This is a genomic window from Luteibacter sp. 22Crub2.1 (assembly GCF_900167995.1).
Taxonomy (GTDB): Bacteria; Pseudomonadota; Gammaproteobacteria; order Xanthomonadales; family Rhodanobacteraceae; genus Luteibacter; species Luteibacter mycovicinus.
Genome location: NZ_FUYT01000012.1, coordinates 82,318 through 108,543 on the forward strand (window position 1 = coordinate 82,318; position 26,226 = coordinate 108,543).

The 26,226-nt window shown below is 64.9% G+C and carries 15 protein-coding genes and 1 tRNA gene; 13 read left to right on the forward strand and 3 right to left on the reverse strand.

Features of this window, described 5'->3' with window-relative positions:
• Positions 1–13: 13 nt before the first annotated feature.
• Both xseA and B5X73_RS13785 read left to right on the forward strand, forming a co-directional pair.
• Positions 14–1,360 carry an exodeoxyribonuclease VII large subunit gene (gene xseA / locus B5X73_RS13780; RefSeq protein WP_079522157.1) on the forward strand — a complete coding sequence of 449 codons (1,347 nt, stop codon included), beginning with the start codon at positions 14–16 and terminating at the stop codon, positions 1,358–1,360.
• Positions 1,361–1,414: 54 nt separating this feature from the next.
• Complete coding sequence (locus B5X73_RS13785) at positions 1,415–2,845, forward strand: esterase/lipase family protein (RefSeq protein WP_079522159.1); 1,431 nt, start codon at positions 1,415–1,417, stop codon at positions 2,843–2,845.
• A 5-nt stretch (positions 2,846–2,850) separates the two neighbouring features.
• Here B5X73_RS13785 and B5X73_RS13790 read toward each other — a convergent pair whose 3' ends face one another.
• Entirely contained in the window at positions 2,851–4,227 is a 1,377-nt protein-coding gene (locus tag B5X73_RS13790; RefSeq protein ID WP_079522160.1) for an FAD-containing oxidoreductase, read from the reverse strand.
• Between the two features lie 27 nt (positions 4,228–4,254).
• Positions 4,255–4,331: transfer RNA gene (locus tag B5X73_RS13795), tRNA-Arg, on the reverse strand.
• A gap of 199 nt (positions 4,332–4,530) precedes the next feature.
• On the opposite strand from B5X73_RS13795, the gene B5X73_RS13800 reads away from it, so the two are divergent.
• The 6 genes from B5X73_RS13800 (at position 4,531) to B5X73_RS13825 (ending at position 19,114) form a co-directional block, all read left to right on the forward strand.
• Positions 4,531–5,547 carry a hypothetical protein gene (locus tag B5X73_RS13800; RefSeq protein WP_079522161.1) on the forward strand — a complete coding sequence of 339 codons (1,017 nt, stop codon included), beginning with the start codon at positions 4,531–4,533 and terminating at the stop codon, positions 5,545–5,547.
• A gap of 56 nt (positions 5,548–5,603) precedes the next feature.
• A complete protein-coding gene (locus tag B5X73_RS13805; protein ID WP_079522162.1) occupies positions 5,604–10,814 on the forward strand; it encodes an RHS repeat-associated core domain-containing protein in 5,211 nt (1,736 codons plus the stop codon).
• A 200-nt stretch (positions 10,815–11,014) separates the two neighbouring features.
• A complete protein-coding gene (locus B5X73_RS13810) occupies positions 11,015–12,034 on the forward strand; it encodes a hypothetical protein (protein WP_079522163.1) in 1,020 nt (339 codons plus the stop codon).
• A 289-nt stretch (positions 12,035–12,323) separates the two neighbouring features.
• Complete coding sequence (locus tag B5X73_RS13815) at positions 12,324–17,285, forward strand: RHS repeat-associated core domain-containing protein (protein WP_176167843.1); 4,962 nt, start codon at positions 12,324–12,326, stop codon at positions 17,283–17,285.
• Between the two features lie 76 nt (positions 17,286–17,361).
• Positions 17,362–18,555: a hypothetical protein gene (locus B5X73_RS13820; RefSeq protein WP_079522166.1), complete on the forward strand. Its 1,194-nt coding sequence runs from the start codon at positions 17,362–17,364 to the stop codon at positions 18,553–18,555.
• A 10-nt stretch (positions 18,556–18,565) separates the two neighbouring features.
• Positions 18,566–19,114, forward strand: a complete 549-nt coding sequence (locus B5X73_RS13825; RefSeq protein WP_079522167.1) for a hypothetical protein — start codon at positions 18,566–18,568, stop codon at positions 19,112–19,114.
• Positions 19,115–19,125: 11 nt separating this feature from the next.
• Here the strand turns inward: B5X73_RS13825 and B5X73_RS13830 are convergent, their stop codons facing one another.
• Entirely contained in the window at positions 19,126–19,389 is a 264-nt protein-coding gene (locus B5X73_RS13830) for a DUF2188 domain-containing protein (RefSeq protein ID WP_079522169.1), read from the reverse strand.
• Positions 19,390–19,565: 176 nt separating this feature from the next.
• Between B5X73_RS13830 and B5X73_RS13835 the strand changes: the two genes are divergently transcribed.
• From B5X73_RS13835 to ppk1, 5 genes are all read left to right on the forward strand, one after another.
• Positions 19,566–21,101, forward strand: a complete 1,536-nt coding sequence (locus tag B5X73_RS13835) for an L-piperidine-6-carboxylate dehydrogenase (RefSeq protein WP_079522170.1) — start codon at positions 19,566–19,568, stop codon at positions 21,099–21,101.
• A gap of 15 nt (positions 21,102–21,116) precedes the next feature.
• Positions 21,117–21,884, forward strand: coding sequence for a class I SAM-dependent methyltransferase (locus B5X73_RS13840; protein ID WP_079522172.1), 768 nt, complete (start codon positions 21,117–21,119; stop codon positions 21,882–21,884).
• Complete coding sequence (locus B5X73_RS13845) at positions 21,884–22,912, forward strand: quinone-dependent dihydroorotate dehydrogenase (protein WP_079522174.1); 1,029 nt, start codon at positions 21,884–21,886, stop codon at positions 22,910–22,912. The genes B5X73_RS13840 and B5X73_RS13845 overlap by 1 nt, the downstream gene beginning before the upstream one ends.
• Positions 22,909–23,949, forward strand: coding sequence for a UDP-N-acetylmuramate dehydrogenase (gene murB / locus B5X73_RS13850; protein WP_254857298.1), 1,041 nt, complete (start codon positions 22,909–22,911; stop codon positions 23,947–23,949). Before B5X73_RS13845 ends, murB begins: the two co-directional genes overlap by 4 nt.
• Positions 23,950–24,048: 99 nt before the next feature.
• Positions 24,049–26,208 (forward strand): polyphosphate kinase 1, encoded by a 2,160-nt coding sequence (gene ppk1, locus B5X73_RS13855; protein WP_079522176.1) that lies wholly within the window; start codon positions 24,049–24,051, stop codon positions 26,206–26,208.
• Positions 26,209–26,226 lie beyond the last annotated feature (18 nt).

A 26,226-nucleotide genomic window follows, 5' to 3' on the forward strand; every position in this document is an offset into this window, starting at 1 on the left:
CGCTTCCCGGTCCATGCCCGCCTTCGACGACCGCGCCCCTCCCGAGATATTCACCCCATCCGGTCTGAACCGGCTGGTGCGCGATCTGCTGGAAGACGCCCTGCCCATGGGCGTCTGGATCGAAGGCGAGCTGTCCAACGTCGCTCGCCCCGCGTCGGGCCATGTCTATTTCACGCTGAAAGACGCGGGCGCCCAGGTGCGCTGCGCCATGTTCCGCACGGCCGCATCGCGGCTCCGCTTTCGTCCCACGGACGGCATGCACGTGCTGATGCGGGCCAAGGTCGGGCTGTATGAGGCGCGCGGCGAGTTCCAGCTGGTGGCCGACCACATGGAGCCGGCAGGCGAAGGTGCCCTGCAGCGCGAGTTCGAGCAGCTGAAGGCGCGCCTCGGCGCCGAAGGTCTGTTCGACGCGGAGCGCAAGCGCGCGCTGCCTGCCTATCCGAAGCGTATCGGCGTCATTACCTCGCCCTCGGGCGCAGCGGTCCGCGACGTCCTCAGCGTACTCGGCCGTCGCTTCGGCCTCGCCGACGTGGACGTGTTGCCCGTGCCTGTACAGGGGCGTGAGGCACCGCCCGCCATCGCGGCCATGCTGCGGCGGGCATCGGCCAGCGGACGCTACGATGTGCTGCTGGTGACCCGCGGCGGTGGTTCGCTGGAGGACCTCTGGGCCTTCAATGACGAAGCCGTGGCGCGCGCCATCCACGCCAGTGCCGTGCCGGTCGTTTCGGCCGTCGGGCACGAGGTGGATTTCACCATCGCGGACTTCGTCGCCGATCTGCGCGCCGCCACGCCATCGGCTGCCGCCGAGCTCCTCGTACCGGACGCCGGCGACCTCGAACGTCGCCTCGACCGCCTGCGCCAGCGTATGGCCACCTTGATGGCACGTCGCCTTCAGGCGGCCGCCCAGCGTGCGGATCACTGGCAGGCACGCCTCAACGCGCAACGCCCGCAGGCTCGCCTTGCGCGGGATGGCCAGCGGCTCGAGGCACTTCGTCGGCGCCTCGTCATGGCGACCGCCCAGGCGAACGCGCTTCGCCGTGCCCGCCTCGACCGCCTGCAGGCGCGCATGGCCGCCCAGCATCCGCGCCTCCGCCTCGCCCCCTCGCAGCGCCGCATCGCGGATCTGCGCCTGCGCCTGACGACATCGATGGCACACCGCATCGAACGCGATCGCGCACGCGTCACCGAGCAGGCGCGCACGCTGCACGCGGTCAGTCCTCTGGCGACGCTAGAACGTGGCTACGCGATCGTCTTCGACGAGCGCGACGCGGTGGTGCGCCGCGCGGGAGACGTCGCCGTCGGCGACCGTCTGCGCGTGATGCTCGGCGATGGCGAGCTCAACGTCCGTCGCGAGGACTGATTCGCCCGGCCACCCCGGCTATGCTCGGCTCATCCGGTAATCGAGGAACGGGGCATGAGCGCGCTGGTTTTCGTGCATGGCTGGAGCGTCACCAACACGTCGACCTACGGCAGCCTGCCGAAGGCACTGGCTGACCGCGCCGCCCAGGCGGGATCGACGCTCCGCGTTCTCGACGTCCACCTGTCCGAGTACGTCACCTTCGACGACGCCGTGACGATGGACGATATCGTCCGCGCCTTCGACCACGCGTTACGCGGGCTTTCGCTGCCTGACGGGACGTTCGACTGCATCACCCATTCCACCGGGGGGCCGGTAGCCGTCGCCTGGCTGCACGCTCAGCGTGACCGCCCTACCCTGTTCGCTCCGATCCGGTTACGGCATCTGGTGATGCTGGCGCCGCCACACTTCGGATCCGCGCTGGCAACGCTGGGGAAGAGCGTCGTCGGCCACCTCAAGGCCTGGTTCGACGGTGTCGAGCCGGGCCAGCGCATTCTCGACTGGCTGGAACACGGCAGTCCGGAATCCGTGGCGCAGGCGCTCGACGTGATCCATGGCCCGGACCCGGCCGCGCACGGCACGTGGTTGTTCAACCTGACAGGCGATCGCCCCGACCGTAAGTTCTACGACTTCGTCAACTCATATACCGGCGAAGACGGGTCGGACGGTGTGGTGCGCATAGCGGCCGCCAATCTCAACGCGCGGCACTGCGTGCTTACGCAGCGAGGCCACGCGGCGACGCTCGACATGACGATCAGCAAGGCGCCGCGCAGTGCGTTCAAGCTGTTGCCCGGGCTCGCTCATTCCGGCGACGAGCACGGCGTCATGGCGTCCGAGCCTCCTTCCATCGTGACGATCGACGCGATCCTGCGCTGCCTCGCCGTCAGTTCGGCGGCATCGTACGTGGCATTGTGCGACGCCTTCGCCACGGAGAACGCGCTGCGCGACCGCGACAAGGTCGAGACGGAACAAAAGCTGCTCACCTCACGCACGCACATCCACGATCCGCGGAGCCTGCTGATATTTCGCCTGCTGGACGATCGCGGTGAACCGCTGCGCGATGCGCGGTTCCTCCTGACCGCCGGGCCCACCGCGTCGCCAAACGATCTGCCACCGGGCTTTTCGACCGACCGCCAGGCCAGTTCGCGCAGCGCGGCGACGGTCACGATGTTCCTCAACTACGCCTTGTTCGCCGGTGACGACCCCGTGCCCGATCCGCGCCAGCCCGGCGGCGTCCTGCGCCCGGCGCAGCCGTCGCACCGGCCCTATGGCGTGCGCATCCAGCCCGCCGATGTCACCGGGCTGATCCGGCACATCGTCGCCGCCACGGCGCAGGACGACGACCTGCTCGACGCGCTGGGTCCGCATGAGACGACGATCCTCGATGTGGTGCTGTCGCGCCGCGTGGCGGAAGGTGTATTTCGGCTGACGCAGAATCTGCAGGCTGTGGATTTCAGCCAGCCGGTGTCCGGCATGGATATCGTGTAACCGCCTCAGTCCGCCGCCTTGAGATCCCCGATCAGGGTCGGAATCAATTCCGACACCGTCGGATGAATCGGCACGGCCCACCGATAGGTATCGATGTCCGCCTTCGCATTCATCATGTCCAGCACACCGTGCACGACCTCATCGCCGCCGACACCGAGGATCGCCGCGCCAAGGATCTGCTTCGTTTCCGCATCGGCGACCATCTTCATGAAGCCACGCGTTTCGCCCTTCTCCACGGCACGCCCGACGCGGGTCATCATGCGTTTCGACACCAGCAACGGCCGGCCCGACTGACGGGCCTGCGTTTCCGTCATACCCACCCGACCCAGCGGCGGATCGACGTAGAGCGCATATCCGGGGATGCGGTCGCTGACCTTGCGCTCTTCCCCATCGAACAGATTCGCAGCGACGATCTCGTAATCGTTCCACGCCGTGTGGGTGAAGGCGCCCTTGCCATTGCAGTCGCCCATGGCCCAGACGCCGTCGGCGCTGGTTTTCAGGCGATCGTCGACCTCGATGTATCCGTGCTCATCCGTTGCGATGCCCGCCGCGTCGAGCCCGAGATCGTCGGTGTTGGGACGGCGGCCCACGGCGAGCAGCACGTGGCTGCCGACCACCTGAGGCGCGCCTTCCGAACAATCGACGCCCACGCGCACGCCGGCGGGGTCCTTATGCACGGTGATGCAGCATGCGCCCGTGCGCACCGTGATGCCTTCGTTCTCCAGGAACGACCGGACTTCAGCCGACACGTCTTCGTCTTCGCGACCGATCAACCGCGGACCCATCTCGACCACCGTCACCTCACAACCGAAGCGACGGTACATCTGCGCGAACTCCAGACCGATGTAGCTGCCACCGACCACGACCAGGTGCCTGGGCAGCGATTCCAGCGGGATGATCGTGCTGTTGGTAAGGTAGTCCACCTCGTCCAGACCGGGGAAGTCAGGCACCCTTGCCCGACCGCCGACGTTGAGGAAAACCTGGGGCGCTTCGAGGGTTTCACCGTTGACCTCGATCCGGCGCGGCCCGACGAAACGTGCGTGCCCACGGATGAGCTCGAGCCCCGGCATGGAGGCCAGCCAGTCCTCGTTGCCTTTGCGCGAGTCCAGGATCACCTTGCGCGCCCGTGCCGCGACCACCGGCATGTCGATGCTGACGTGGCCCACGCCCACGCCATATTCGGCACCGCGACGCGCCAGATGCGCGGCATAGGCGCTGGCCACGAGGGTCTTGGTCGGTTTGCAGCCGGTATTGACGCAGGTTCCGCCGACCAGATGCCGTTCGATGATGGCGACGGTCTTGCCGGCGGCGGTAAGGCGGGCGGCGAGCGCGGGTCCGGCCTGACCGGCCCCCACGATGATGGCGTCGAAGGAACGGCTCATGGGGAACTCCGGGGGCGCTGAGAATGATGGTGACCCCGGCCCGATTCGAACGGGCGACCTTCCCCTTAGGAGGGGGACGCTCTATCCAGCTGAGCTACGGGGCCAACATTCGTCAGGATACCTGACGCCGCCCTTCCGGCGAAAGCACCCGCACGCCCACACCGAAACACCGCATCGGAAGAACGATATGCGCCCGCCTGCCGATTAGGCGCCGCATGCGCCTACGACGCACGTCCTATCGACAACTGGAGGGTCTGATCGTTGAATGGGTCCGAAGCACGCAGCTCTGCACAAGGATGTGCCATGAAACGCAGCAAAGCCACCTCGACCACCGCTGCTCCCGACTGGAAAGTCACCCGTGTCGCCCTCTACGTCGATCACGATGTGCTCTATGCCAACGAGCATCAGCAGGTGCGTGTTCGCGCCTATATCGAGGCAAAAAACAACGGCGATCCCGTGCCCCTGACCCAGGCCGAAATAGCGAGCGTCAGCCTCATCGATTACAACGCGCCGCGGAACGCCATACCGTTCTCGACGCAGGCTCGTGCCACGGCCTGGAAAGGCTGGTCGGCGCAGCGCGTCTACAATGAGTACGCCTATCACCCGGCCGCCGCGCGGGACGGCCACTCGCCTTCCACACCCGGCGCGGGAGGCGATTACGTCGAACTCTACCTTTCGGCCGACGCCGAAGCACTGGCCGGCCCACTGATGCTTGGCTTCACCATCACCGGGGATAATGGCTGGCGGTATCGCACGGACGGTTATGTCTTCGAGCCCGGCAGTGACAAAGGCGCATTCAACACCCTTTACGACACCGGACCGGACAAGGCCGTTCGCGCCGAGCCGCCGATCGTTTACGCCAGCTCGGAATTCGTCCTCGAAAGACTGGAGGGCCACAGATACGGCGACGCGCCCGATGTGGCCATTTTCGACGACATCGTCACCGTGTCCATCGTCACCGGTGGGCGCGTCGTGGCGTTGCGCAGCATGCAATGTAAGCCGGCGGGGATGATCCATTGGACCGATGTCCTTCCGGACACCCACAACCCATGCTACACAGGCTATGCCGAGCCCGGCGGCACCGCGATCGCGTGGAATGACGACGTACCCGTGGGCAGCCTCCCGAGGCCGACACTCAGCGTCGCCATACCCGGCAAGGGAACGATCATGCTGTGTGGCCGGAACGATATCCCCCGCGCCGGCCACGAAGGAGCGCCGCAGGAGCCCGTCAAGGTGACGCTGCGCGATACCTACGGCAGCGAACAACATTGCCATATCGGGTTCGTCGCCGGCGAGCGCGACACGTTGAAGGTCAGCTGACAGCGCGGCGGCACGCCCGGTTTTTTTGCGCGGCACGTTCAACAGGAAGTCTCGTCATGAAGGAACGGAACGGAACCGACCGCCATGCCTCGCCGTTCGCCAGCGGTGACTTCTACTCCAGCGCCTTCAGCTTCTACAGCCACGTCAGCGGGGATGTCGATCCCCGCACCGGCATGTACTCGGCCGCTATCGACCTGCCCACCGGTAAGGGCAACCTCCTGCGCGGCCCGCATTTCGAATTTCGTCTCCACTACGACGCGCTCGGCATGAACGACGATGGATTCGGTGTCGGCTGGCGGCTGGCTATCACCGAGCTCGATACGGACAGCGGCATACTGACGCTGGGCAGCGGCGACAGTCACCGCATCGAATGGTATTACCCTGGGCATGAGGCCACCTTTCCCGACCGCAAACTCGACAGTTTCCGGCTGACCCCGGCCTGGGACGGCTCCGCCGTGCTCGAACACGCGACCGGCGTGGTGGAGTACCTCAGGCCACTGGACGACCGCCCGTCGGTCCTGCGTCCCGCCTATATCGTCAATCCTGGCGGCAACGCCATCCATTTCGTCTGGCTACTCGGACCCAACGGCACGCCCGTACTGTCCCGGGTCGTCGACGACGATGGTGTCGACCTGCTTCGTCTGATCTATCCGGATCCCTCGCGCGTCCAGCTCGTTATCGCCACCGGACCGTCGGCGCCGCTGGAGATGAACTTCGAGCGCACCGGCAGCCAGCTGGATCGCGTTCGCATTCCCGCGCTCATGGAATTGAACGCGACGCCGGTCCGCGACGAGGAAGAGCCGGTCTGGGCGTTCGAGTATCGCAACAGTCTCGATCCGCCCTACCTGCCCCTGCTCGCCGCGGTGACCTCGCCCGATGGCGTACGCGATCAGGTGGAATACACGGAAACCGCGCTGCGCCTGCCGACAGGCGCACCCAGGACTTACATGCCCGCTGTCTCCGAACGCAGGCGCGTGCTCGACGCCGATCGCGGCCGCGTGTTGCAGACCAGTCGCTACACCTACGACGTGCATGGCGACAAAAATTTTTACGGCTTCGGGCTGGTGTCGATATGGGAGAACCGTAACGACCAGCTACTGCACCATGGCGCTGCCAGTTCCTTCTTTTACGGCTCGAAGGAAACGCAACTGGACGACCATGGCGTTGCCCTGTGTACCATCGAGCGCACGTATAACCATTTCCACCTGTTGGTACGCGAGGTGACCACCCGGGGCCATGTGGTGCAGGACGTCGCCACGGAATACGGCGAGGTCCCGGGCGAGCCGTTCGCGCGCCAGCCCAAAAGCTTTCAGCTGCCGCACAAGGTCGTCACCACGCTTTACGACGCGCGCCACGATGACGTCCGCCGGACCGTCGCTGTCGAGAGCCGTTACGACACCGACGGCGACGTCGTTTACCGTCATGACGATGGCACGGGCGTCACGGAGCGATTCGAGTATTACCCGCTCGACGGCGATGGCGACCGTTGTCCACCCGATCCCTTACGGCTCACGCGCCGGATCGCGAGCGAGGTCGCGATACCCGGCCCGGGCGGTGGCCCCACGCTGATCACGCGATACCGGTATACGGCGCTGCCCGTCCGCCAAAGGAACGCCGTGCCGGCGTACACGCCAGAGGTCTACGTGCAAGCGTGCGCCGAAGCCGTGGATATCGAGGGCGTCGCCGAGCCGCTATGGGAAAGCGAGCAGGCGTTCATCGTCGACCAGGGCGAACAGCATGGGGCAATCCTCTGGGAAACGCGCGTTCAGGACAACCTGATGGCACGCGTCGACTACAGCTATGAACTCGACACGGCCATGAGGACGCTGACCACCCAGACGAAGCGGACCACGCACGACGGCATCGTCCAGAGCGAGCGGGAGACCCGCATGCTGCTCAGCGGCTTCGTTCTGAGCAACATGGAAGGCAACGGCATATATACGAACGTCCGCTACGACCGGCTGGGACGCATGACCGAAGCGCTCCGATACCGGGACAGATCCGACGAATTTTCGGTGACGCGCTGGCGGTTCCAGCTGTCGACCCGGGAGCGCTGGGTTGAGCGCATCGGCACCACCGGCCTGCCGCACAGGTCGTGGATGGACGAGCTGGGGCGCGTCGTCAAGGAAGAAGAACCGCTGGCCGACGGTCGGCTGGTGACGGTGCACACGCTGACCTACGATCCCCTCGGCGAGGTCGCCGGGGAGACCCGGTACGACCGCCTCGCCGACGACAGGACGCTGGAGCTGACGACGTGCTACGCCTACGACGACTGGGGCCAGTGCGCCACGGTGACATCCCCCGATGGCAGTGATGTCCGGAGCGAGACCGTGCTGGTCCGGCACGACGGCGAGGTATTCACCCGGACAACCGTGTGGCGGGAAGCGAACGGCGAGCGCATAGGTGGCTGGCAGTCGACCGACACCGACGCCGCCGGGCGGCAACGCCGCAGTCAGGTGGGCGAGTGGGACGGGCACGGCAAGGCCGTCGAAGGTCCCTTCGCGCAGTGGCACTACGACGGCCTGGGGCGCTGTGTCCGGACGGTCGACGCGCTCGGCCGGGTCACCGGGCAAAGCTGGGATGCCTTCGACCGCGAACTCGACACCACGCTGCCCGATGGCGCAATCGTCCGGCGTACCTACGCTCCCGGGCACGAGGGTGACTTGCTCGCCACGATCGGCATCGTACCTGCCGGGGGCGGCGATACGATACCGCTGGGCAGCCGGGACTGGGACGGATGGGGTCGGCTCACACACGAAACCGCCGGCAGCCTGACCCGTCGGTATGCCTATGTGCCGGGTCAGTTCAACCCCGAGCGGGAGTACATGCCAGCCGGCGGCGAGATCCACCGTACCTACGAACCCTGGCTCAACGAGGCCCTGCTGACCGAAACGCTGCTGACCGATCCACCCGTACCGCTGAAAAAGGCCCATTACGATCCACGCGTCGGCGTGCCAGTGTCACTCAGCAGCGACACCGGCGTCATGGGGATCCGGACCGACTATCTCGGTCGCATGACCGGACAGGACATACGCATGGACGACTCCACGCGTTCCTGCAACGTCGAGGTATCCCCGGGTGGCCTGGAGCTGGCCAGGACCGGCGTCGACGGCGTGCGTCGGGTGTCCGTCTACGACGACCTGGGGCGCGTCGTCCGGATGGACCACCTCGCCGATGACGGCTTGCCGATCGTCGGGATCACCTTCGACTACGACGCGCTGTCACGACCGTCGACATGCACGATCGCCGATGCCCGCGGCTCGCTGACCGAGCGCGTGACCTACGACGGGCGCGGCCGCGTGTCGGGCACGACCTGGCTCATCGACAACGAGGCCGGAGCGACGCGACGCGCGCTCACCCTGCACTGGCGCGACGACGACAAACTGGCGGCCAGACGGTGGTACGACGCCGAGGATCGACTGCTACGCGAGGAAGCCATGGACTATGACCTCCGGGGCCGGCTCGAGACCCATAGCATCGCCATGGCCCTCGCCGGTGAATACCCGGTCGACGAGGCAGGCAACGCGTATCGCACCCAACGTTTCACTCACGACGACATCGACAACCTGCTTGCGGTGGAGACCACGCTCGTCGACGGACGCGTCAACCGCACCGGTTACGCTTACGACACGATCGACCGCGATCGTCTGGTCGGTGTCCACAGCACGCTCGCCGGGTATCCCGGATACGGCACGGCGCTCCGCCTTGGCTACGACGCCAACGGCCACCTCGTCGATGATGGCATGGGCCGCAGCATCGACTGGGATGGCGCCGGCCGGCTGATCGGCGTACGCCAGGCCGACGGCGTCCGGACCGACTACGGCTATGGGCCCGACGCCCGGATCGGGCGGATACGACGGGCGGGACAAACCACCTACCGCTACTTCGACGACGGCCTGGTCTACGGCGAGTTCAACGAGACCGATCAACGTCGCTACCTGCGTGCCGGAGGTACCGTGGTCGCCGAGAGCGTGCTCTCGGGTGCCCTGCGCACCACCTGGCTCGTCGGCAGCGATCCGCAAGGCTCGGCCATCGTCGAAAGCGGCGCGAACGCGACGACGATGCGTACCTATGGCGCGTTCGGCTACCGGGATACGACCGACGACGGTGCGCGCACCGGCTTCGCGGGCGAAACCCGCGACGAGGACATCGACGGGTACCTGCTCGGCGACCGACCGTATTCGCCCAGGCTGCAACGCTTCCTCTGCCCCGACCGGGCCAGCCCCTTCGGCGCCGGCGGCCTCAATCGCTACGCCTATTGCGCGGGCGATCCGGTCAACCGGATCGATCCCGGTGGCAACGCCTGGTGGGACTGGCTGGGCGCGGCCCTGGGTATCATCGGCGCGGTCGTAGCCACCGTCGCCACCGGCGGCGCACTGCTAGGCGTGGTCGGAGCAGCCGCCGCCGGAAGCCTCACCGCTGCCGTGTCCACCCCAACGATGGTCGTCATGGCCACCGCCACGATCCTGGAGGTCACCTCGGCCGCTGTCGAGATCGCCTCGCTCGCCACGGTCGCCGCCGGCGACGAGGAAACCGCCTCCATTCTGGGCTGGGTCGCCTTCGGCACCGGCGTGGCCTCCGGCGCGCTGTCCGTGGGACCTGCGGCGGGACGCGCCGCGACTCGATTTGTCGGCACGAAGCATGCCGCGGAAGCGCCAGGCGCACGTCGCTTGCCGCTCCCCACATGGCGAAGGAGCGGCGCCGGGCACTCGACATTTCAATTCGATTACGATGAACGCTCGGTCACGTATCACGTCGCAAAAAGAGGACGCAGGGGCCAGTTACCTGACGGTCGACTCATCCGGAGGGGCTATAAAGGACGCCGTGAAGTCGTACCTCGATGGTCGAGCAGACCGAACGGCAACGGTGGCATCGTGCATTTCAACGACTCCCCCATCGATGCGAACGACGTCACCGATGGCGTCATACGGAACATCGGCAAGCTGAACGACTCGAAGAAAATCATCGTATTGACCGGAGTCCATGGCGACTTCGCGGGATTCAACTGGCTCGCCGGCTGGCGCCTCTGGGGGAAGAGGCAATTTTTTTGGGACGACAAGGCTCGCATCCCGAAAATGTCGCTTATCACGGGAAACAGCCAGAGCAACATCTCCGTCGTCGATATATCGGGGATGTCGAAATCCGAAATCGAAAAGTACTGGAACATGAAAGATGCACACATCATCAACGCGTACTGCTTCAGCGGCGCCGACCGGTTCCTGATGAAACGGTTCAACATCTTTTCAATCACCCTCTATGGCGTGTGAGGGGGCTGCCTCGCGCACCGTGGATGCCACTGACGCCATGCCGACGGCGACTTGCATCGATCCTGCCGATTAAGCACGGGGCAGGCTTACAACCCATGCCATATCGACAGCACGGCCAGTAAGCCGTGAACTGTGACAAGGCGCTCGCTCGTTACCGTACGACGCGACCGCCAAGGGACGGACTTGCAAAAGGAATAGCAATGAACGCGCAGACACCCATCGCAGCGGATGACGGATGGAGGATCGCCCGGGTTTCGCTCCATGTCGACAGCCTTGTCTACACCAACGGCCGACAACAGGCGTACGTCCGCCTCTACATTGAGGCCGAGTCCAATTTCGAACCGGTGAAGCTGACGCAGAGCGAGAAGGACAGCGTGCGCCTGATCGATTACACGAATCCGGAAATCGATATCCCCTTCTCGGAAGATGGCGACGAGCGATATCGGGGCTGGTCAGCGCAACGCGATTTCCGAGGCTACGAGCCCCACCCCGGCCTTGGTCGCCGACCCGACACGACATTGGCGGGTGGGGACTATCTGGAGTTCTACGTCGATGCGACCGCCGACGCCTTGCGTGCGCCTCTTGCACTCGCCTTCCGCGTTACCGGCGACAACAAGTGGACGTATCGGACCGATGGCTACGTATTCGATCAGAACGGCCAGGCAGGCGCTTACAACAACCAATACGACACGGGTGCGGACAAGTCGGTCCGACCCATGACTCCGCCCGTCTATACCCCGGCCGAGTTCCGCCTCGGCCCGGCCGGTACCCGTGGAACCGGGTCCTTGCGAGCGGGCATCTTCAATGATGTCCACCTGCTCTTCCTGCAGCCCAATGCCTCACCCGGGCCGACCATCAGGTCCATGCGTTGCAGCCCGGCGGGAATGATCCACTGGAAAGACGCACTCCCTTCTACGGAGAACCCTTGTTTCACGGGCTACGCAAGTCCGGGAGAAAACGACATTCACTGGGACGACAGAGTTCCTCAGGGAAGCCAGCCGCTTCCCCTGCTCGATAAGGTGTATCCCGAACAAGGGGTCATCATGCTTTGTGGACGCATCGATATCCCGCAACCCAGCGACGACGATGTGCCGCAAGCCGACGACGAGCGCGTTCCGCGTGGCCCGGTGGACATCGAGGTGATCGACATGTACGGCAACAAGCATACGTGCCGACTCGAATTCGTCACCGGAACGCGCGATCAACTGAGGTTTCTCTGACGCGAAGGAGTACACGTTCATGACCGGTCGGTCTCCGGAAACACAAGGCGCCCTCGCCAATGACGACTTCTACTCCGGTGCCTTCAGCTTCTACAGTCACGTCAGTGGTGACGTCGACCCTCGCACCGGGATGTACTCGGCAGGCATCGATCTGACCACAGGCAAGGGCAACCAGCTACGCGGCCCGTCGTTCGAATTCCGCCTCAACTACGATGCGCTGAGCAGCAGTGACGATGGTTTCGGCACGGGTTGGCTTCTGGGTATCACCCGGCTGGAGCGGGACATCGGCATGCTGGTGCTCGGCAGCGGCGACAGTCATCGTTTCGACCGTCTGTTCCCCGGGATTCCTTCGGCCTTTCCCGACCGTAAGCTGGAGAGCTTTCGACTCACCGCTGGCAATAACGGTACCGCGGTACTCGAGCACGCCACGGGTGTCATCGAATATCTCGCCCCCGCCGCCGGCTCTTCGAGCAGTCTGCGTCCCCAGCGTATCGTCAACCCCAGTGGCGACGCGATTCACCTGACATGGGAAAGCGGGCCACACGGCACGCCTGTCCTGACACGGGTTGGCGATGACGAGGGGCAGCCCTTGCTCATACTTTCTTACCCGGATCGAGGCAACATTCATCTGACCATCTTCACCGGGCTGACAGCGCCGGTGGAACTGCATTTTTCGCGGCTGGGCGACACGCTGCAGCGCGTTCGCATTCCCGCACTCACGGAACTCAACGCTCAGCCCGTTCGCGACGAAGAGGAAGCCGTGTGGGCTTTCGGTTACAAGAACAGCCTGGAACCGCCCTATCTCGCCCTGTTGAACTCGGTCACGTCGCCCGACGGCATCCACGATGTCGTGAGCTACGCCGAGGAGTCCATTCGGCTTCCGCCGGGTGCGGGGCGACGCTACATGCCCGCCGTCGCCGAACGCCGCCGTGTACTCGACGCCGAGCGCACGACGGTGCTGCAAACCAGCCGGTATGCCTACAACACGCATGGTGACAACAATTACCTCGGCCATCCCCTGGTCACGGCATGGGAAAACCGAAACGATCAGTTGCTGCACCACGGCAACGCCGAAGGATTCGTGTACGGGTCGCGGGAAACCCAGGTCGCCAGCAACGGCGACACGCTTTGCACGATCGAACGCACCTACAACCACTTCCATCTGATCGCCCGCGAAACCACGACCCGGGGCACGGTGGTCCAGGAGGTGGAGACGGTCTATGGCGAGGAGCGCGGCGTCCCGTTCGTCCGACAGAAGAAGAGCTTCCAGCTACCACATTCGATCGTTACCACGCTGTACGACAAGCGCGACCCGACCCTGAAACAGGTAACCATCGCCGATAACACCTACGATGACGACGGCAACCTGATCTCGCACCGGGATGGCGCCACCGGTATCGTCGAGCGCTCGGCGTATTTTCCCCTGGACGGTGAAAGCGGTCTCTGCCCACCGGATCCGCTCGGGCTGGCGTATCGACTGAAGAGCGAAACCGTCGAGCCGGGACCGGGCGGCGGTCCGGTGCTCACGACGCGTTACCGGTACTGTGAATTGCCTGTGCGGGTCGCGGCCGGCGCAACGCGCTTCGAGGCATCCCCTCGCGCGCCGACGGTCTACGTCCAGGCTTGCGCGGAAACCCTGTCTGAAGACGACCGGGACGACCCGCTGTCCCACAGCGAGCAGCGTTTCATCGTGGATCAGGGCGAGCGCCATGGCGCGTTGTCACAGGAATCGCGCACGCAGGACGGCCTGACCCTGACCCGCGATTTCGACTACCGAACCGATACAGGCAGGCAGACCATCGTCACAAGGGTTACCGAAACCACCTTCGACGGCGTGATCAGTACCACCGAAGAAGAGGTCGCCCTTGTCGGCGGTCAGCTCCGCGGCAGCATGGACGCGCTGGGCAATCACACTTACACCATCTACGACAATCTCTCCCGGCCGAAAACACAAAGCCGCGCACGCGGTCGGGAACAGGAAGTGATCACGAGCGAGTGGCGATACCAGGTGTCGACGACCAGCCGCTGGGTGGAACGCAGGGGAGTGACCGGCCTGCCACACCGGACGTGGCTGGACGAACAGGGACGGGTCACCGTCGAGGAAGAGCCGCTGCCCGACGGAAGCATGATGACCGTCCGCGAGGTGACCTACGATCACTTCGGTCAGGTGCTGGACGAGGTCCTTTACGATCGCCTGGCGAGCGATGCGCCACTACGGCTTCGCACGGAATTCAAGTACGACGACTGGGGCCGATGCAGCGACCGGACGGCACCGGACGGAAGTCATGCCCGGAGCGAGACGGCTCTCGTCGAGGTGAACGGTGAGATCGTCACCCGCACGACAGCATGGCAGGAAGCCGATGGACGGCGTATCGGTGGCTGGCAGTCGACCGACACCGACGCGGCCGGTCGACAACGGCGGGCGGCATACGGCATCTGGGACGACGAAGGCGCGGCTCGCGAAGTGGCCATGACCCAATGGCGCTACGACGGCCTGGGTCGTTGCATCGAGACCATCGATCCGGTGGGCCTGGTGACAGCGCAGCACTGGGACGTTCTCGGAAGGTTGACCGAGACGACGCTTTCCGACGGAACGGCGGTCGCTTACACCTTCGCGGCCGGGCACGAAGAGGCACTACCTACCAGCATGTCCGTGACGCCCGCGGACGGCGCCCCTGCCCTGCGCCTCGGCCGTCAGGACTGGGACGGCCTGGGCCGTCTCCTCAGCGAAACCTCCGGCAGCCTGACGCGACGTTACGACTACGGGCCCGACCAGTTCAACGCCGCCAGCGAGCACTTGCCCGCGGGCGGTGAGATCCGCCGGACTTACGATCCCTGGCTCAACGAGGCGGTATTGACGGAAACGCTCGCATCCGAGCCGCCGGTCGTGCTCAGAACGGCGGCCTACGATGCGATCGCCGGTATGCCTAAGTCGATCAGGAGCGAGAGCGGCGAGATGCGGATTGACACCGACTACCTGGGCCGGATGACCGAGCAGACGGTGACCATGGGCGGCACGTCCCGCTCGTGCGAGGTGAGCGTCTCACCGTGCGGGGTCGAACTGGTCAAAAGCGGGATCGACGGGGCCACCCAGGTTTTTCACTATGACGACTGCGGGCGTACCGAGCGTATCCAGCACATGACGAAAGAAGGTCTTGGGCTCGTCGATGTGACCTTTGCCTACGACGGTCTTTCACGCCCGACCTCACGCACCGCGACGACCGACGCGGGCGGGTCGGTGACCGAGAGCCTTGAATACGACGATCTCGGCCGTGTGGTCGGCACTACCTGGCTGGCCGAGCGCGCCGGCGAGCGCACACGGCGGAAACTGGTCCTGGAGTGGCGCAAGGACGGCAAGGTGGCCGGCAAGCGGTGGTTCGGAAACGACGATGTATCGCGCCTGCGCGAAGAAACCATGGAATACGACCGCCGGGGCCGGCTCGTCGTCCACGCTATCGACGCCATCGACGGGGAATATCCCGTCGACGAAGCAGGCCATGCCTATCGCGTGCAACGCTTCGACTACGACAGCATCGACAATCTGCGCAGCGTCGAGACCACGCTCGTCGATGGCCGCCTCAACCGGACCACCTACGGCTACGACGCCATCGACCTCGACCGCCTCGTCGGCGTGGAGAGCAGCCTCGCGGGTTACCCCGGCTACGGCACCCCGCTCGTCGTGCGCTACGACGACAACGGCAACGTGATCGAAGACGGGTTGGGCAATGTGCTGACGTGGGATGCGGCAAGCCGGCTCGCCTCGGTCACATCCGCCAACAACGTTCGCGCCGATTACGCCTACGGTCCTGACGGCCGGATAGGACAGGTCGTCCAGCAGGGACGCAGCACCCTCCGCTATTACGACGATGGACAACTTTACGGCGAATTCGACGACGACGAGCAGAGGCGTTACCTGCGTTCCGGCGGCACGGTCGTCGCCGAGTCCGTCCTCAGCCGTGACCTGCGCAAGACATGGCTGCTGGGTAGCGACCCGCAGGGTTCGGTGATTCTCGAGACCGGCGATGCCGTCGCGACACGCACCTACGGGGCCTACGGCGATCGCAACGCTACGTCCGACGCGGCGCGGTCCGGCTTCGCCGGGGAGGTCTGCGACACAGCTACCGGCTGGTATCTGCTGGGTGAGCGCCCGTATTCGCCGGCACTGCGGCGTTTCCTCAGCCCCGATCGCGCGAGCCCCTTCGGCGCGGGAGGCGTCAATCGCTACGCCTATTGCGCGGGCGATCCGATCAACCGCATCGATCCCACGGGGCGCGCGTGGTGGGACTGGCTTGGCTTCGCGCTGGGAGCCATCGGTGCCGCCGTCGCGGTGGTTGCGACCGGCGGCGCCCTGCTCGGCGTCGTCGCCGCGGCCGCCGCCGGAAGCCTTACCGCGGCGGTATCGACACCGACCATGATGGTCATGGCTGCCGCCGCAGTACTCGAGGTCACGTCCGTGGCCGTGGAGGTCGGCGCCCTGGCCTCGGCGGCGACCGGCGATGAACAAACCGCCGGCATCTTGGGATGGATAGCGTTCGGAACGGGGCTGGCGTCGGGTGCGATGTCGGTGGCACCAAAAATGGGAGCGACGCCTGGGCGATTCGTGGGCGCCCGGCGGTCAGCGACGCAAGGGGCCACCGGGCGAACACCGACCGTGACAGCGACCACCCTCCATCCAGGAAGTACCAACTCAGGCTTAATTGAGGCCGTCCATCCCCTTGGGGGAAAGGTTAACCATTACGTGGGCGCGCCCGCCGTAAGTGCTCAAATACCGAACCGAATTATTCTTAACGATCCGGACAAGATAAACATCGCCCCCCAATGGTTCAAAGCTAAGAACGCCGCTGGGGGCACTGTTTATTTCACGGACACCATGACGAACGGCACAATCGTCGGCGAAGTGATGGATGCGATCGCGAAAAAAAGGGCAGCTCAGAAGAGCAAGCATAAAATTATCGGCCTTACTGGCGGTCACGGAAACGCGCTCGGAGACAATTATAAAAATGGGATCAGAGTTCATGCTGACAGCCGTTTTCAACCGGAAGACAACTTCTCGGCAGCTAATGCTTTCTTCAAATATGGCAACCCCGGCCTGAAAATCAGGACCAAAAATATCGCTGGGAAAAGTCCGGCCAAGATTCGAAAGTGGCTTTCCCAGCCCGGCGACATCATCGTCGGGCACTGCTATTCCGCCGCCGACCCGATTGTTATGGAAGTGCTCAACTTGAAGGAAGTCACTGTTTATACCTTTTAACCGTTTTTCGGACGCATATGGATCACCGGGCCGGCTGTAACTCGCTCGGCTTTGCCACCACAACAGGAGTGTTCCGATGAAAAAACACGTCACGACACCAGAGGCGGGTCGCTGGGTGGAGCTCGTGCTGTTCAGGATCTACAAGGATACGTTTCCCGGCAACGGCCCCACACTGAAGCTGTTCAACAATACGCGACAGCAATGCGCCGTGAGGGTCATGCTGCAGGCGGTCGACAGCGAACACAATCCGGTCGATCTCACGCAGGCGGACCTCGATACGATCGAACTGATCGACTACGGCAGCGGCGAAGCCCTGCCCCGGCGCGATGCGGGCCAGCCGCATCCTGACTGGGCCTTTTCGACCCACGATGAAGGCTACCTCTGGGACGAGTCGCTTATCGGCGCGACGCAGAACGACGCGGCTGCGTCCCTGGAGAGTACCCGTCCGCCATCGGCGGACGTCCAGCGCCCCGCTCCTCACCAGAGTGTCGTCACGCTTTACGTGTCCACCTCGGCGCTGTCGTCGCGCCAGATCGCCGCGCGCATTCCGATCCCGTCATCGGACACACGCACCGCGACGCCGGTCTACATCACCACGAACAGCGTCTGGGTCGACGACCCGGCGGGCAGAGGCGAAGACGGCCTGTTCAATTCCTCGGTGACCGTCACGCCTGCCGCTTTCCCGACGCTGCCCATCACCAGCTACGGGGCCACCTCGGGCGACGGCCGCCTTGCGCCGGTAAAAGTCGGCAGCCCGGATTACTTTTATTGGGTCAACGAGCACTACATTTACGTCTCTTACAACGGCCGCGAACTGGGCCTGCGATCCGTCAGCAGAAGCGCCGTTGCGCAAGAGGGTTTTTCGGTCTACGGCAACGGCAGCCTCAACGATCAGGTGCAATGGAGCGTCGCCTATTACGCCCAGCCCGGCGCCGACAAGCCGGAAAACTTTCCGCTTCCTCCCCTTGCAACCATCGAGGTGCCGTCGCGTGCCACCGAAAGCGGCGGGAATGCAGCGCCGCCCGCGTCGTACACGCCTGTGGAAATGTTCAACCGATGCGTGGGCAGGATCGAAGGCGCGTCGCCAACACGCGTGGTCGTCGGGCTACTCATGGGCAATTTGGCAGGCCGACTCCTTGACAAGGAGAAGAAGCCAGTCGCCCCGGTGAGAAGCACGCCGATCCACATCCTGGACGCTTACGGCAACGACCACGCACTTACCCTGTCGTTCGTTGCGAAGGTCAATGAACTCACCATCGCCAAGGTCTAGGAGAAGTGCCATGAAATATGACGACACGACGTTGCTCGTCCGCTTGCCGGTCGCCCTGTCGATGCTTTTTGCCGCCAGCGCCGGATGTGCAGATCCCCTTCAACAGGCCAGCGGGTTCGCGTCAGTGCGGCAGGATGCCGACGGCACGAGCGGCACCAAGGTCATGCCTCCTTATGTTCGTCTCTACGAGGGACACAAGCTCACGCAGGACACCGTTTGTTCCGTCCCACTCGCCGTGGGCGAACACAAGCAGTACCACTTCCAGGAGAAGGAAGGCCATTGCGCCAACGATGAAGCGAAGTCGATCGAGTTCGAGCGAATTCCCGCCGGAACCGTTGTCGAACTGTTCGACGACCCGAAGTGCGGCAAAGGCGATGACTGGGTGTCCTTCACCTTCCGGAAGCTGGTACCCCGCACCTGGGCCTGGGGTTTCGAATACGACCTTGAGGACAAGGATTACGGTGATGGCGAGGTGGTCTACTCAAAGGTTTACCATAAAGACAACGGTCTCGACGGCAAGGTGTCATGCATGATCATCAACGTACCTCCCGAGCACTGAAGCCGCGCAGGTCATCGCACGGCGGAAAGATGCCTCTGGATCGGCAGTCTGGGGATCGTCACGGGGCGTTTAAAATCGGCTCCGAACGGTCGCCAGATGCCGTCGGCCCCCTCCACGGCGATGGCGGTGTCGCCACCGTCGGCCGACGCGTGATCGACCGCTGCCCGCAGGGCCTCAACGCGCGAGTTGAAGCGCTCCACGATGCGCCCACGGGTGCGGACGGTCCAGGCACCGGACGCGTCGGGCAGATAGGGAACCTCATAAATATGCGGCATGTGCGGCCTCCGACCCTTAAAGGATTGTGAGAGAGACCATAGACTTGCCGGTGTCTTTGCAGGGTGCTCGCAAGTTCGGACGACCGTGACGCGCCCGCGACATCCGTCCCGCGCCGCACAACAGGGTGTGAAGGACTCGTTTGCTAGAATCGCGGTTTTAGCTTCCGGAGTCCGTCATGTCCTCGAAGATCCTCGCAGCGCTGAATCTCAACGCCACTGAATCGGGCACCTACCTCGGTCGCGGCGAATGGGCCGCCACCACGGATGCCGGTACCATCACGCCCGTGAATCCGGCCAACGGTGAGGCGATCGCGACGGTGCACGCCACGAGCGCCGCGGATTACGAGGCGATCGTGCAGCGCGCCCAGGAAGCCTTCACGGTATGGCGGACCACGCCCGCCCCCCGCCGGGGCGAGGCCGTGCGCCTTTGCGGCGAGGCCCTGCGCCAGCACAAGGATGCGCTGGGTTCGCTGGTCGCGCTCGAAATGGGCAAGATCAAGCCGGAAGGCGATGGCGAAGTTCAGGAAATGATCGACATCGCCGATTTCGCGGTGGGTCAGAGCCGCATGCTCTACGGCTACACGATGCATTCGGAGCGCCCGGGTCACCGCATGTACGAGCAGTGGCACCCGATCGGCCTGGTCGGCATCGTCAGCGCGTTCAACTTTCCGGTGGCCGTCTGGGCCTGGAACGCCTTCCTGGCGGCTATCTGCGGCGACATCAGCATCTGGAAGCCGTCGCCGAAGACGCCGCTCTCGGCCATCGCCACCATGAAGATCTGCAACGCGGCGCTCAAGGAAGCCGGCTTCCCGGACATTTTCTTCCTGTTCAACGATGCGGGCACCGATCTGGCGCAGACTTTCGTCGACGACAAGCGCATTCCGCTGATCAGCTTCACCGGTTCGACCCGGGTCGGTCGCATGGTCGGCGAGCGCGTCGCGAAGCGCATGGGCCGCAGCCTGCTGGAACTGGGCGGAAACAACGCCATCATCCTCGACCAGTCGGCCGATCTGAAGCTGGCCATTCCCGGCATCGTCTTCGGCGCCGTGGGCACCGCCGGTCAGCGCTGCACCAGCACACGCCGCGTCCTGGTGCATCGTTCCATCCACGACCAGGTCGTCGACACCCTCGTCAAGGCCTACGGCCAGGTCGAGCAGAAGATCGGCGATCCCACGCTGGCGACCACCCTGATGGGTCCGCTGAACAGCCCCGAGGCCGTGCAGACCTTCGTCGCCGCGGTCGAGAAGGCCAAAGCCTCCGGCGGCACGGTGCGTACGGGCGGCAAGGCACTCACCGACCGCAAGGGCAACTTCGTCCTGCCGACGATCATCACCGGCCTGAGCAATACCGACGAGGTCGTGCAGACCGAGACCTTTGCGCCGATCCTGTACGTGATGCCGTTCGACACGCTGGACGAGGCGATCGCGGAGCAGAACGCCGTGCCGCAGGGCCTGTCCTCGGCGCTGTTCACGCAGGATTTGAAGGCCGCCGAACAGTATCTGTCGGCCGCCGGCTCGGATTGCGGCATCGCCAACGTCAACATCGGCACCTCCGGCGCGGAAATCGGCGGCGCCTTCGGCGGTGAGAAGGAGACCGGCGGCGGTCGCGAGTCGGGTTCGGATGCCTGGAAGGTCTACATGCGCCGCCAGACCAACACCATCAACTACTCCGATTCGCTGCCGCTGGCCCAGGGCATCAAGTTCGAGTTCTGACCCACGGATAACGACATGACCGACCTGCGCTCCACGGATCGCTTCTCCGACCGCGTGGCGGACTATGTCCGCTTCCGGCCGGACTACCCCCGGGCGCTCGTCGGCTGGCTTCACGAACAAGGCGTGCGGCCGGACTGGAGCGTTGCCGACATCGGCGCCGGTACGGGCATCTCCAGCAAGCTGTTCCTCGACGCCGGGCACCGCGTGACCGGCGTCGAACCGAACGCATCCATGCGCGCCGCGGCCGAGCAATGGCTGGGCACCGAAGGGCGCTTCCGGTCGCATGACGGAACCGCGGAAGCGACGGGCCTGGCCGACGGGTCGGTCGACCTGATCATCGCGGGGCAGGCGTTTCACTGGTTCGACAAGGAAAAGGTACGCACCGAGTTCACCCGCGTGCTCAGTGACCGCGGTCTGGTGGCGGTGTTCTGGAACACGCGCCGGCTCATCGGCACGCCGTTCCTCGAAGGCTACGAGCGTCTGCTGCACGAGTACGGCATCGACTATGTCAGCGTGGCCGGGCGCTACGCCGATGACGAAGCCATGGCGCGGTGGTTCGGCCATGGCTATCGCGGCATGGCGTCGTTTCCGCACGGCCAGAAGCTGGACTACGAGGGGCTGCTCGGCCGGACCATGTCGTCGTCGTACATGCCGAAACCCGGCCACCCCAACCACGAACCGCTGTTGTTCGCCCTGCGCTCGCTGTTCGACGCCACGCAGGACGGCGGTACCATCGATTTCGATTACGACACCCGTATTTTCGCGGGACACCCGGACGCCTGATGTACGACCTGATCCGCCCCCTGCTCTTCGCCCTCGACGCCGAGACCGCGCACGGCCTTACGCTCTACGCGTCCGATGTCGCGCAACGCAGCGGCCTTTCCGGCCTGATAGCGAAACCGCCGGCCGACTTGCCGGTGAAGGTGTTCGGTATCGACTTCCCGAACCCCGTCGGTCTCGCCGCCGGCCTCGACAAGAACGGTGAGCACCTCGACGGCCTCGCGGCCATGGGCTTCGGCTTCGTCGAGATCGGCACCGTGACGCCACGTCCGCAGGCCGGCAACGACAAGCCGCGCATGTTCCGGCTGCCGAATCACGAGGCGGTGATCAACCGGCTCGGCTTCAACAACGGCGGCATCGATGCGCTGGTACGCAACGTACGGAAGGCATCCTTCCGCGGCGTGCTCGGCATCAACATCGGCAAGAACAAGGACACGCCCAACGAGCGTGCCATCGACGATTACCTGATCTGCCTCGAGCGCGCCTACCCGCTGGCCAGCTACGTGACGGTCAACATTTCCTCCCCGAATACACAAGGCCTGCGCGACCTTCAGGAAGAAGAGACGTTGCGCCGCTTCATCGGCACGCTGCGCGAGTCGCAGGAGAGCCTTGCCGCGAAACACGGGGCACGCAAGCCGATGTTGCTGAAGATCGCTCCCGATCTCTCGGAAGGCGAACTCGACGCCATCGCCGACGTATTGCTCGCTTCCGGTATCGACGGGGTCATCTGCACCAACACCACGATCGACCGCGACACCGTCGCCGGCGATCCGCATGCCGGCGAAGTGGGCGGCCTGTCGGGACGGCCGCTGTTCGAAAAGTCCACGCGTGTACTGCGCGGCATGAAGGCCCGCGTGGGCGGCCGGCTGCCCATCATCGGCGTGGGCGGCATTCTCGACGGCGACACCGCCGCCGAAAAAATCGAGGCCGGCGCATCCCTGGTGCAGGTCTATTCGGGCCTGGTCTACCGCGGCCCGAAGCTGATCGCCGAAGCCGTCACCGAAATCCGTCGCCGCGGGATCGTGGCATGAACAACGATCCCATCGACATGGGTGGTTTCCTGCTCACCAGCGACGCACCGCTCGCCGGACGGAACACGCTGCGCGTGGATGCCCGTGCGCGGCTGCTGGCCGAGGTGCACGACGTCGGCAAGCTGCCCGGGCTGCTTGCCTACCCTGCCGTTCGCGACGGCAAGGTGCTGGTCCTGGGCGAGGGCAGCAACATGCTGATCAGGGGCGACATCGACGCGACCGTCGTTGCCATCGCCAACCGCGGCGTCGAAACGTTTCAGCGCGACGATCGCGTACTGATCCGTGTCGCCGCCGGTGAACGCTGGGATGACTTCGTGCGGTGGTCGCTGGGCCAGGGCTATGCAGGCCTCGAGAATCTGATCCTGATCCCCGGCACCGTGGGTGCCTCGCCCATTCAGAATATCGGTGCGTACGGCGTCGAAGTGGCGGAGTTCATCGACACGGTCGAGGCCTGGGATACGCACAAGGGCGAGTTCGTCCTGCTCGACAAGGCCGCCTGTGCGTTCTCCTATCGAGACTCCGCGTTCAAGCGGCAACCGAGACGCTGGATCGTCGTGGCGGTGACCTTCGATCTCCCGCGTGAAAGGCCGCTGTCGCTCGACTACGCGGGCATCCGCGAAGAAATGGAAAAGATGGGCGCGCAGCGCGCCACCCCGTATCACGTGGCCGAGGCCGTCGTCAGGCTGCGCTCGCGCAAACTTCCCGACCCGGCCGTGATCGGCAATGCGGGCAGCTTCTTCAAGAACCCCATCGTCGGCGCCCATCAGGCCGACGCCCTGGCGCTCGCCCACCCTGGCCTGCCGGTGTGGCCGCATGCGGGCGGCACGGCCAAGCTTTCCGCCGGGTGGCTGATCGAAACGGCGGGCTTCAAGGGCGCACGCGACGGCGATGCCGGCATGTCCAATCGGCACGCACTGGTTCTCGTGAACCACGGCAAGGCCAGCGGCCCCCAGCTGTGGAGCTTCGCGCAGAAAGTGATCGCGGGCGTCGAGGCCATGTTCGGCGTCACCCTCGAGCCCGAGCCGCTCGTCATCTGAACTGCGTGTCACGGTGATGTAAGAGCCCGGTCATATCCTCCCCGGGCGGCGTACCATGGGGTCGTCGTAATTCGCGACGAGGACGACGCCCTGGACACGATGACGCCACCCAACGAGACGCCGACGACACCGAGGGTCCCCGCCAGCAAAGCCGCGGCGCCGCCGGACCTGCCGGAAGTCGACCTCAGTGACAGCAGCCTCTACCTCCATCGCGAACTGTCGCAGCTGCAGTTCAACATCCGCGTCCTCGACCAGGCGCTGGACGAATCCAAGCCGCTGATCGAACGCCTCAAATTCCTGCTGATCTTCTCGTCCAACATGGACGAGTTCTTCGAGATCCGCGTCGCCGGCCTCAAGCAGCAGATCGCGTTCGACCACGAAGTGATCGGCGCCGACGGCATTCCGCCACGCCGCGTGCTCGCCGAGATCGCCGAGGTCGCTCATCGCCAGATCGACCGGCAGTACCAGATCCTCAACGAGAAAATCCTTCCGGCCCTGGCCGCCGAGGGTATCGCCATCGTCCGGCGCAACCAGTGGACGCATAAGCAGAAGCTCTGGGTACGCCGATATTTCCGCCATGAAGTGGCGCCCCTGGTCACGCCGATCGGCCTCGATCCGACCCATCCGTTCCCGCGCCTGGTCAACAAGAGCCTCAACTTCATCGTGCAGCTGGAAGGCACCGATGCGTTCGGCCGGGATTCGGGCCTCGCCATCGTTCCCGCCCCGCGCATCCTGCCGCGTCTGATCCGCATGCCCCCGGAGATCTGCGAGGGCGGCGACAACTACGTCCTGCTCTCTTCGATCATCCATGCGCACGCGGACGATCTTTTTCCCGGCATGCGCGTGCTGGGCTCGTATCAGTTCCGCCTGACCCGCAACGCGGATCTCACGATCGATCCGGAAGACGTGGAAGATCTCGCGCGCACGCTGCGCGGCGAGCTCTTCTCACGACGCTACGGCGACGCCGTGCGCCTGGAAGTCGCGGATAACTGTCCCAAGCCGCTGGTCGACTATCTGCTGAAGCAGTATTCGCTCGAGGCCGACTCCCTTTACGAAGTCAACGGCCCGGTCAACCTGGCTCGCCTTTTCGAGATGACCCTGCAGCCGCAGTACGCACGCCTGCAGTTCCCGACCTTCATCCCGGCACTGCCCAAGGTGCTGGCCGCGGCCGAGGACATGTTCGCGGTCATCGGCAAACAGGACGTATTGCTGCACCACCCGTTCGAGTCGTTCTCGCCCGTCGTCGACTTCCTGCGCCAGGCGGCGAAGGACCCGCAGGTGCTGACGATCAAGCAGACGCTGTACCGGAGCGGCGCCAATTCGGAAATCGTCGACGCGCTCGTGGACGCCGCACGTTCGGGCAAGGAAGTCACCGCCGTGGTCGAGCTGCGCGCGCGGTTCGACGAGGAATCCAATCTCAGCCTCGCGTCACGCCTGCAGCAGGCCGGTGCGGTGGTGACCTATGGCGTCGTCGGCGTGAAGACGCATGCCAAGCTCATGCTCGTACAGCGCCGCGAGAACGGAAAACTGGTGAGCTACGCGCACCTCGGCACGGGTAACTATCACTCGGGCAACGCGCGCCTCTACACCGATTACAGCCTGCTGACCTCGGACGAGGCCTTGTGCGACGACGTGCATCGCCTCTTCCGTCTGCTCACGGGCATGGGCAAGGCGCTGAAGATGAAGCGCATGCTGTATGCGCCGTTCACCCTGAAAAAGGGCCTGCTCGACCTCATCGCCCGCGAGGCGACGAATGCCGCCGCCGGCAAAAAAGCGGAACTGGTCTTCAAGATCAATGCGGTCACGGACCCCAAGCTCATCCGCGCGTTGTACCGGGCGAGCCAGGCAGGCGTCCGCGTCGAGCTCATCGTTCGCGGCATGTGCTGCCTGAGGCCCGGCATTCCGGGGGTGTCGCAGAACATCCGCGTGCGCTCGGTGGTCGGCCGGTTCCTGGAGCACAGCCGCGTCTACTGGTTCCACAACGATGGCGAGCCCGAACTTTTCCTGGCCAGTGCCGACCTGATGGAGCGCAACCTCGACCGCCGTGTCGAGACCTGCTTCCCCATCGAGGGCAAGAAGCTATGCCAGCGTGTGCGCCGCGAGCTCGAGCTCTACCTGACCGACAACCACTCGGCGTGGGTCCAGCAGGCCGATGGCGGTTACGCGCTGCTCCAGCCGGCGGCCGGGCAGCCGGTACGGGACGCGCAGACCCAGCTGCTGGAGCGCTTCGGCGGTCTGGCCGCTCCGGCGACGGCCTAGGCCCTTCACCTACCTCCA

What these genes read in the sequence shown, in the direction of transcription:
- xseA (WP_079522157.1), top strand. Translation starts at nt 14, where the DNA reads ATGCCCGCCTTCGACGACCGCGCCCCTCCCGAGATATTCACCCCATCC.
- B5X73_RS13785 (WP_079522159.1), top strand. Translation starts at nt 1,415, where the DNA reads ATGAGCGCGCTGGTTTTCGTGCATGGCTGGAGCGTCACCAACACGTCG.
- B5X73_RS13790 (WP_079522160.1), bottom strand. Translation starts at nt 4,227, where the DNA reads ATGAGCCGTTCCTTCGACGCCATCATCGTGGGGGCCGGTCAGGCCGGA.
- B5X73_RS13800 (WP_079522161.1), top strand. Translation starts at nt 4,531, where the DNA reads ATGAAACGCAGCAAAGCCACCTCGACCACCGCTGCTCCCGACTGGAAA.
- B5X73_RS13805 (WP_079522162.1), top strand. Translation starts at nt 5,604, where the DNA reads ATGAAGGAACGGAACGGAACCGACCGCCATGCCTCGCCGTTCGCCAGC.
- B5X73_RS13810 (WP_079522163.1), top strand. Translation starts at nt 11,015, where the DNA reads ATGAACGCGCAGACACCCATCGCAGCGGATGACGGATGGAGGATCGCC.
- B5X73_RS13815 (WP_176167843.1), top strand. Translation starts at nt 12,324, where the DNA reads ATGCTGGTGCTCGGCAGCGGCGACAGTCATCGTTTCGACCGTCTGTTC.
- B5X73_RS13820 (WP_079522166.1), top strand. Translation starts at nt 17,362, where the DNA reads ATGAAAAAACACGTCACGACACCAGAGGCGGGTCGCTGGGTGGAGCTC.
- B5X73_RS13825 (WP_079522167.1), top strand. Translation starts at nt 18,566, where the DNA reads ATGAAATATGACGACACGACGTTGCTCGTCCGCTTGCCGGTCGCCCTG.
- B5X73_RS13830 (WP_079522169.1), bottom strand. Translation starts at nt 19,389, where the DNA reads ATGCCGCATATTTATGAGGTTCCCTATCTGCCCGACGCGTCCGGTGCC.
- B5X73_RS13835 (WP_079522170.1), top strand. Translation starts at nt 19,566, where the DNA reads ATGTCCTCGAAGATCCTCGCAGCGCTGAATCTCAACGCCACTGAATCG.
- B5X73_RS13840 (WP_079522172.1), top strand. Translation starts at nt 21,117, where the DNA reads ATGACCGACCTGCGCTCCACGGATCGCTTCTCCGACCGCGTGGCGGAC.
- B5X73_RS13845 (WP_079522174.1), top strand. Translation starts at nt 21,884, where the DNA reads ATGTACGACCTGATCCGCCCCCTGCTCTTCGCCCTCGACGCCGAGACC.
- murB (WP_254857298.1), top strand. Translation starts at nt 22,909, where the DNA reads ATGAACAACGATCCCATCGACATGGGTGGTTTCCTGCTCACCAGCGAC.
- ppk1 (WP_079522176.1), top strand. Translation starts at nt 24,049, where the DNA reads ATGACGCCACCCAACGAGACGCCGACGACACCGAGGGTCCCCGCCAGC.